The following is a 5,975-nucleotide window of genomic DNA, read 5'->3' on the forward strand; positions in this document are numbered from 1 at the left end:
GGGTGCGTCTCGTAGCTTGGTGTCAATTCCTGCGGGGTTCTCGTCGTCGTTGACGTAGGAGGGCCATCGTGGGATGACCAGTTGTTTCCGCCAAGAAGCAAAGAAGAGATCCCACGATGACCCAGAATCAGTCTGCCTTGACGACCCTGATCGCAGAAGTCCTCGCCGATCCTGACCTCGCCCATTCCGACGTGTTCCGTCGGATGCTGCAGGCGGGGCTGCAGGACCTTGTTGACGCGGAAGCGACCGCGAAGATCGGCGCGGCCCGTTACGAACGCACGGCGGAGCGCACCACGCGTCGCAACGGTGCTCGCGCGAAGACGCTCGCCACGCCCGCGGGGGAGGTCGACATTCAGATTCCGAAGCTGCGGGAGGGGTCGTTCTTCCCGAGCCTGCTCAGCCCACGCCGCCGTGTCGACAAGGCGCTCTACGCGGTGATCTGCCAGGCCTGGATCGACGGAGTCTCCACCCGCAAGGTCGACCAGCTCGTCCGCGCGCTGGGCAACGACACCGGCATCAGCCGGTCCACCGTCTCCCGCATCTGCTCCGAGATCGATGAGGTGGTGCACGAGTTTCTGCACCGCCGGCTCGATCACACCTGGTTCCCGTACCTGTTCCTGGACGCCACCTACCTCGACGTGCGCCACCGTGGCCGGGTTCTCTCCCAAGCCCTCATCGTCGCGACCGGGGTCAGCGGCGACGGCCGTCGGGAGATCCTCGGGATGGCTCTCGGCGACGCGGAGACGACGGACTTCTGGACCGAGTTCCTCCGCTCCCTCCGCGACCGCGGTCTGAAAGTCTCCACCGACACAGACCCGCTCGGCGTGACCCTCGTCACGTCCGACGCTCACGCCGGCATCAAAGCCGCCGTCAAAGCGATCCTCCCCGGATCGGGCTGGCAGAGATGCCGCGTCCACTTCGCTCGTAACGTCACCCAGAAGCTCGGATCGGCACGCTCCAAGCCCGTCAACGCGCTGATCTCGACGATCTTCGCGCAGACCACCCCCGAGGCCGTGATCGCCCAGTATCACCAGGTCTCCACGTCCCTCCGCGGGTCGTTCCCGGAGATCGCAGACATGCTCAATGCTGCCGAAGCAGACCTCACCGGATTCGCGCCGCTCCCGCGTGAGCATTGGCAGAAGGTCTGGTCCAACAACCCGATCGAGCGCCTCAACCGTGAGATCAAACGCCGCGCCGACGTCGTGCAGATCTTCCCCGACCGCGACTCCGTCACCCGCCTCATCGGCGCCGTCCTGCAGGAGCAGCACGAGGAATGGCAATACGGTGAACGCCGCTACCTCTCCGACATCTCCATGCGCAAACTCGTCCACACACTCCAAGACCACGCCGAGCCTGAGCGCCCCGACCTGTTCCTCACCGCCTGACCCTCACCCATCAAGGAAGCAGCCGGATTGACACCACAACACGGGACTTGACCCGTTCATGCGCTCAAAAGTTCATATTCCCATCGAAACTGAGCCAGCAAGCTGAGTCATTAAAGTTTGGTGCCGTGGGCAGTCGTGCGCTAATCTGCCGCCCGCTCGGCGTGCAGGTGGCGGTTAATCTCTAAGAGCAGTGCCGTGTTCCGGCTAGAGTGCCGGGCACGGCTGACGATCCCGTCACGACGACTGAATTCGTGCGAACTAGATAACCTCGAGCTCGAGCACGCTCCAATGCCAACGACCGAGTCGCTGACGCCGTTGCGACCTGAACCGCATGAAATCCGGAACGTCGCCGCGTGCCTCGACGTTGGCTTTCCCGTCCAGGTAACTAGGAGCGTCTCGCATCGAGGTAGGTGGAGGTGACCCTGCATGCGAGAACCTATATCCGGTATCGAAGACCGAGTGTGCTCCGGTTCAGCCGAACGGCACCGCCGCCAGAATCGTGACCTGTAGTGGTCCTGAGGGGGCGTCGAATGTGACCGCGTCCTGCACGTATCTTCCTGAAATCGCCGACCCGAGCGGTGACGTTGGCGAGTAGACGCTGATCGCCACGTCGGGATCAAGCGACGCCAGCTCCCGGTCACCCAAGAGGAACGTCGTAGTCGACCCGTTGTCGAAGCGGATGGTGACCGTCATCCCGGCCTCGACGAGGCCGTCGTCTGGCTTACGATCCACTTCGGCATTGCGCAACGTGTCTCGCACCTGCAGCATGCGCGCCCCATCGACGTCTTCGCCGATCTCGGCTCTCCGTTCGAGATCCGAGAGCTCTTGAGTGAGGCGGTCGCGGGCGGCAGGCGTCGTCCATACGGGGGTGGAAATCATCATTTGGAACGTCCTTCATTTCCGGCGAACGCGCGTCGAAGTGGTGTGCGGGGAACAATGAGTCTAGCCGAGAACAGATCTCAACGACCGAGGATTTCCCGATCAGGGGTAATTTGCCTTTTCTCCAGGACGGGCTATGGTTCATCGAACCACACCCGCTGAGAAGGGACGGATGATGCAATGGCAGGCAAAGCACCGCGTGGCAGCTCCACGAAGAAGGAAGCGAAATTGTCACTCAAAGAAAAGCGGGAAGCAAAGCGGGATAAGGCCGCAGGGAGCGAATTCATCAAACCGCGCAAGAGCCGGTAGGCCATAGCAACAAGGTCAGCGTCCGGCAGGACTGCCGCCCATTCGCCTTCGAGCGGGTCGACTCAATGAGAACAGCCATTGCCCGAAAAGCTGTTGCGCCTCGAAGGCGGGCAAGGAGCCGGCTCTAACTGAAGCCCACTCGACTCTCTGACGGTGGGGCATCAGCCCCACCGTCAGAGCCCGTCTTTGCGCCGTCAAATGAGAAGTAGTCCCAGGCCCCCGCCGCACAAACTCGACCCTTCAGTCAGTTACAGGCGTGTCTACGGCCTCCGACGCCAGGGACTTCAGCCGCGCTGGCCCGGCACCGGTCTGGCGGACGGCGACCCGGCACTCCGGCCTGCGGCGATACGATCGGCGCTGAGGATGTTGGGCTTCGAGACCGGGCGACGATGCCATCATCGATTCGACAACCGGCGGAAGCGGAGGTTCCCGCGCGTGCTTGGTTTCGCCAAGCCGTCGCCAGGTCCTGGCGTCCTGATAGCGAACTGGGAGCCGCTGGACGCTGCAGACGTCGCCGGACGCCTTGGTCCCCGTGTCAGCACTGCCCGGTTCAACCTCGACAAGCGCACTGCGGCCGGGCTTGCCCGGCCCCGCGCCGGGCCGAAAGACCGCGGGGCCGGCCACGCATGCTCCACTCCCCGGTCGGACCGATCCGCAACGAAAAAGCTGCGCGCAGCTCATCCGCGTTCATTCTGCAGCGCTCGCGCATGAGGACGGTCGGGTCCGGGCTCGCTCCGCGTCGCCCACCAGTGGCGCGCGCCTCCGCTTACTTTCGCCGCACGCGGACCGACCTAGTTGCGTGCGATTGGCCCGTCATGTGCCCTTGTCCCCTGGCTGGTAGGTGATGTATCCGTCCGCCACGTGAGCGAACGGTGTAAGTACAGCGGGCTGCGTGAGTGTGGGCGACATGATGTTGTAGACCGAGACACCGCGAACGAGTAGAGCATCTGTGATCAATCGTCGGTGGCATCGCCACGGGACTGCTTCGCTGCACATGATTGCCGGCGAGGAGTCGGCGACAAGTCCGATCAACTCGTCCAAACCGGCCTGAAAGGCGTCTGTTCTCATGTAATCGGCATAGTCGCGGAAAGCCTTCACCCGCCACCCACCGTTCGAACTCGCCACACCGGCCGCCGTATGCCGACGCCCACCGAGCGCGCGAATCCACTGATATCCGATGTCAGGCGGCAGGGCGCTCTGAATGTGTTCGCGATCCCATTGCGGAAACTTTCGCGACGACGGGAACGAGCGCACGTCCACCAACTGGGTGACCGTGTTGCTCCTGAGCATCGAGACGACGTCTTCAAAATCGCGCGTCGAGTGCCCGATGGTATGTATGACTACCATCCGCGCCGCTATGTGCTCAACAGGTTCTGGCCAGCGCAGTGACCCGGTGCCTGTTCATGGGTGTTCCTGTCCGATCGTGGAGGTCTTGGGTGGGACGATTCGGTGTTCTAGATGTAGCTCTCCCGGAGGTTGTGATCAGCGTGGCGTGAGGTGAATTGGGAGGACCTCCGATATCGAAGTGGGTTACCACACTCATTTCGACCACCGGAGGTCCTCGTGACTCACGCTAATGCTCCCTTGTCCGAAACCGGTCGTCTGCGGCTGGCGAAGCTTGTTGTCGATTCTCGTTGGCCGTTGCGGAGAGCAGCGGAAAGGTTCAGCTGCTCTCCGGCGACAGCGAAGAAGTGGGCAGACCGGTATCGGGCCGCAGGCACCGCGGGGATGCGCGATCTGTCCTCACGTCCGCTGATGTCCCCATCGCGAACGGCGCGACGGACGGAGAGACGGATCGTGTCGTTGAGGTTCGCGAGGCGGTGGGGCTCGCATCGGATCGCCTGGCACCTGCACCTGTCCCGCTCGACGGTGGAGAACGTGCTGCGTCGTTACCGGATGCCACACCTGTCGCAGTTGGACAAGGCGACCGGACTGCCGGTGCGGCGCGAGCCTGTCAAGTTGTTTGTGTAAGCGGGCATCGGTGGGTGGTCAGAGGTAGGGGTTGATTCGGTCGGGGAACGCGATCGCGAGCTGCGAGAGCGCCTTCTTCCAGTTCGTGGTGACGGCGCCTTCGACCAGCCGCGGTGGGGCTTTGCGTTCGTTCGAGGGCTTGCCGCGTTCCTTCGCCCGCTCGAGGGCTCGCTTGTCTTCGATGTTGCAGATCGCGAGCCAGAGCAGCTTGACGACTGCCGCGTCGTTCGGGAAGTGACCCCGGTTCTTGGTCACTTTCCGCAGCTGGAAGTTCAGCGACTCGATCGCGTTCGTCGTATAGACCACCCGCCTGACTTCGGGCGGGAACCCCAGGAACGGGGTGAACCGCTCCCACGCGTTCTCGAACGCGGCGACCGTGTGCGGATTGCCCTGACCCAGATCGGAGGCCGCGAACGCCTCCAGCGCTGCCCTCGCCGCGTCCGCGTCGGGGGCTTGATAGATCAGCTTCAACGCGGCGGCGACGGCTTTGCGTTGCCCGTAGGAGACGAACCGCATTGACGCTCGGATCAGATGAACGACGCAGGTCTGCACGAGCGATTCAGGCCAGGTCGCCTCGATCGCTTCTGGGAAGCCGGTGAGCCCATCGCAGCAGACGATGAGCACGTCGCGGACGCCGCGATTGGCGAGCTCGGCGCAGACGGAGGCCCAGAACTTCGCGCCCTCGGCTTGCTGCACCCAAATGCCCAGGACGTGCTTGACGCCTTCCATATCGACGCCGACCGCGATGTGAGCGGCCTTGTTGCGCACGTGTCCGCCGTCGCGGACTTTCACCACGATCGCGTCCAAGTAGATGACCGGGTAGAACGCTTCCAGCGGCCGAGACTGCCAGGCAAGGACCTCGTCGGAGATCTCGTCGACGATCTTGGAGATCGTCTCGCGACTGATCTCGGTGCCGATCGTCGACGCCAAGTGGTGTTCGATATCGCGCACCGTCATTCCGCCGGCATAAAGCGACACGATCATCTCGTCCAACCCGCCGAGGCGACGCTGGCCGACCGGCACCAGCCTCGGGATGAACGTCCCGTTCCGGTCCCGCGGGATCGAGAGTTCGACATCGCCAGCGACCGTCGAGACCGTCTTCGGGAACGAACCATTGCGGGAGTTGTCATGCAGCGGCGCCTCGGGATCACCACGCTCGTAACCGACATGTTCGGTCAGCTCAGCGCCCAGACCACGCTCGAGACCCGTCTTGATCAACTGCTGGATCAACCCGTCCCTGCCATCGAGCTGCACCTCGCCAGCATCAATCTTCGCGAACAGATCATCCAGCACCCCCGACTCACGCAGCCGTCTGGAGCCTTCCTCCTGCCGTCGCCGTCGCTCCGCTCGAGCTTCTTTGTCGATCATGGTCATCAGTGTCGTCCTTCCATAAGAAGCAGACACCCCTTACACAAACGATCTGACACCCTC

Annotated in this window: 4 protein-coding genes and 1 pseudogene; 2 read left to right on the forward strand and 3 right to left on the reverse strand. The window is 63.2% G+C overall.

Annotation, left to right across the window (positions count from 1 at the left end; genetic code table 11):
- Positions 1 to 116 precede the first annotated feature (116 nt).
- Positions 117 to 1,385 (forward strand): IS256 family transposase, encoded by a 1,269-nt coding sequence (locus CGU34_RS06245; protein WP_100809674.1) that lies wholly within the window; start codon positions 117 to 119, stop codon positions 1,383 to 1,385.
- Between the two features lie 471 nt (positions 1,386 to 1,856).
- Here the strand turns inward: CGU34_RS06245 and CGU34_RS06250 are convergent, their stop codons facing one another.
- Both CGU34_RS06250 and CGU34_RS06255 read right to left on the reverse strand, forming a co-directional pair.
- Positions 1,857 to 2,267, reverse strand: coding sequence for a GreA/GreB family elongation factor (locus tag CGU34_RS06250; RefSeq protein WP_100813632.1), 411 nt, complete (start codon positions 2,265 to 2,267; stop codon positions 1,857 to 1,859).
- A gap of 1,119 nt (positions 2,268 to 3,386) precedes the next feature.
- Positions 3,387 to 3,920 (reverse strand): DUF488 domain-containing protein, encoded by a 534-nt coding sequence (locus CGU34_RS06255; protein ID WP_100813633.1) that lies wholly within the window; start codon positions 3,918 to 3,920, stop codon positions 3,387 to 3,389.
- 216 nt (positions 3,921 to 4,136) lie between these two features.
- Between CGU34_RS06255 and CGU34_RS06260 the strand changes: the two are divergent.
- A pseudogene (locus CGU34_RS06260) lies at positions 4,137 to 4,520 on the forward strand (helix-turn-helix domain-containing protein); the annotation flags it as partial.
- Between the two features lie 42 nt (positions 4,521 to 4,562).
- Here the strand turns inward: CGU34_RS06260 and CGU34_RS06265 are convergent.
- Positions 4,563 to 5,912, reverse strand: coding sequence for an IS256 family transposase (locus CGU34_RS06265; protein WP_100813506.1), 1,350 nt, complete (start codon positions 5,910 to 5,912; stop codon positions 4,563 to 4,565).
- Positions 5,913 to 5,975: the final 63 nt, after the last annotated feature.

Source organism: Microbacterium lacus, assembly GCF_002812805.1.
In the GTDB taxonomy this organism is placed as follows: Bacteria; Actinomycetota; Actinomycetes; order Actinomycetales; family Microbacteriaceae; genus Microbacterium; species Microbacterium lacus_A.